Source organism: Aeromicrobium sp. Leaf272, assembly GCF_001422865.1.
In the GTDB taxonomy this organism is placed as follows: Bacteria; Actinomycetota; Actinomycetes; order Propionibacteriales; family Nocardioidaceae; genus Aeromicrobium.
In genome coordinates this window covers 488,937-491,188 of sequence record NZ_LMMY01000009.1, presented here as the reverse complement: position 1 = coordinate 491,188, position 2,252 = coordinate 488,937, and the positions used below count along the sequence as shown (strand labels likewise).

Genomic DNA, 2,252 nt, shown 5'->3' with positions numbered 1-2,252 from the left:
CCGCCCGCCGAGACCTCAGGCCCTGACCCTCACCTGCATCTTCGTGGGCGTGGGGTCGGCGCTCCTGCTCGTGAATCTGGTCTCGACGTTGTCGTCGTGGGGCTCCATCGAGCTGCAGGACGCGGTGCGCGAGGCGCTGGCCACCGAGCCGCTCAAGGAGGCCGGGATCGGCCTCGACCAGGCTCTCGACGCCCTTCGGTACGCCGCCTACGTCGGCGTCGTGCTCACGGCCTCCGGAGCCGTCTTCGCGCTCTACGCCGCCCGAGGTCATCGGACGTCGCGGATCATGCTGACCATCCTGTGCGGACTGGCGTTCCTGGTCTTCGCGGCGATCGGGCTCCCGGGACTGCTCCCGGCCGCCTTCGCCGGCGTGTGCGGATGGTCGCTGTGGACGGCCGAGTCGCGGCGCTGGTTCGACCAGGTGAACGGGCGGGCCGTGCCCGCTCTCGCGACGGCCACCCGCACCGGCGCAGCGGATCCCTTCGCCGCCGTGCCGCCGTCGTCGACGCCCGAGGCAGGGGCTCCTGCGGCCTTCCCGTCCGACGGCGAGCAGTCCGCGACCCCCGCCCCGTCGCACCCCGTGCCGTCGCGCCCGGCCTCCGCCGCTCGACCGCGATCGGTCACCGTCGCCGTGGTCACCACCGTCGTCTCGTGCGCCGTGGTCGGCTTCTTCGGCCTGATCGCCCTGCTGGTGTCGACGATCGGGGCCGACGCCTACCGGTCCGCGCTGTCCGAGCCCGGGATGGCGCAGGACTGGCTCCGCTCCGCCGGGGTCGACGCCGACCAGGTCATCGGGCTGCTGCGTCTGTCGTCGACGGTCTGGCTCGTGCTCAGCGCCGTCGGCCTGGCCGCCGCGATCGCCACCGCCAAGCGGATGTCTGCCGGCGTCGTCGCCCTGAGGATCGTCGCGGCCCTGACGGTCGGCGTGTCCGTCTTCTTCCTCCCGCTCGGCATCGTCACGGCGGCTGCGGCCGTCGTCGTGGTCGTGCAGCTGCGTCGCCCCGACGCGCGCGCCTGGCTCACGCGGGCGTGACCGGGCTCACTGACCCCCTCGTCGGGAGGCGGCCCCCGGAGCGGCGCGAGTAGAGTCTGAGGCATGAGCAGCAACGTCGTTCCCGCCCGCAAGCGCCCCCACGTCGTCGTGGTCGGAGGCGGATTCGGAGGCCTGTCGCTCGTCCGCAAGCTCAAGCGCGCCGACGTCGACATCACCCTCATCGACCGGCACACCTACAACACCTTCCAGCCGCTGCTGTACCAGGTCGCGACCGCGTCGCTGAACCCCGGCGACATCACCTGGTTCCTGCGTGCGGTGCGCGCCGACCAGAAGAACGTGCGCTTCGTGAAGGGCATCGTCACGAACATCGACCACCAGGCCAAGGTGCTGAGCCTGCACGGCGAGGTCTCGGTGACGTACGACTACCTGGTGCTCGCCAACGGCGTCACCACCAACTTCTTCGGCACCCCCGGTGCGGAGGAGTTCTCGCTCCCGCTCTACAAGCGCTCGCAGGCGCTGCAGGTGCGCGACCGGTTGTTCGAGAACCTCGAGGAGTTCGCGATCAACGGCCAGGACGAGGACCTGCGCATCATCGTCGTGGGCGGCGGTGCCACGGGCGTCGAGACCGCCGGTGCGTTCGCGGAGTTCCGCAACAACGACATGCCGACCACCTACCCCGAGCTGGACCGCGCGCGGATCCACGTCACGCTGCTCGAGATGGCCCCGAACGTCCTGGGCCCGTTCGACGAGAAGCTCCGTGCCTACGCCGAGAAGTCGCTGCTCAAGCGTGACGTCGACCTGCGGCTGAACACGGCCGTCAAGGAGGTCCGCGAGGACGGTGTGGTCGTCGAGACGGACGGCCACAGCGAGTTCCTCTCGGCGGGCATCGTCGTGTGGGCCACGGGCGTCACGGCGCACCCGACGGTGCTCGACTGGGACGTGCCGCAGGGCCGCGGCGGCCGGATCGAGGTCGACGAGCACCTGCGCGTCAAGGATCGCGCCGACACGTTCGCCATCGGTGACATCGCGATCGGCCCCGACCCGCTCCCGCAGCTCGCGCAGCCCGCGATCCAGGGCGGCAAGCACGTGGCCAAGCTGATCAAGGCCGAGCTCAAGGGCAAGGCCGACCGGGTGAAGCCGTTCAAGTACTCCGACAAGGGCACCATGGCCACGATCGGCAAGTCGTCGGCCGTCGCGGAGATCACCTACATGCCCAAGCTCACGGGCTTCCCGGCCTGGATCATCTGGGTGGCCCTGC

General features: G+C 70.8%; 2 protein-coding genes. Both read left to right on the top strand.

Annotation, left to right across the window (positions count from 1 at the left end; genetic code table 11):
- Positions 1–1,033, top strand: a 1,033-nt coding sequence (locus ASF38_RS17850) for a hypothetical protein (protein ID WP_235497381.1), incomplete at its 5' end; no start/stop codon positions are given.
- Positions 1,034–1,096: 63 nt separating this feature from the next.
- A partial coding sequence (locus ASF38_RS03985; protein WP_056573789.1) for an NAD(P)/FAD-dependent oxidoreductase occupies positions 1,097–2,252 on the top strand: 1,156 nt, incomplete at its 3' end.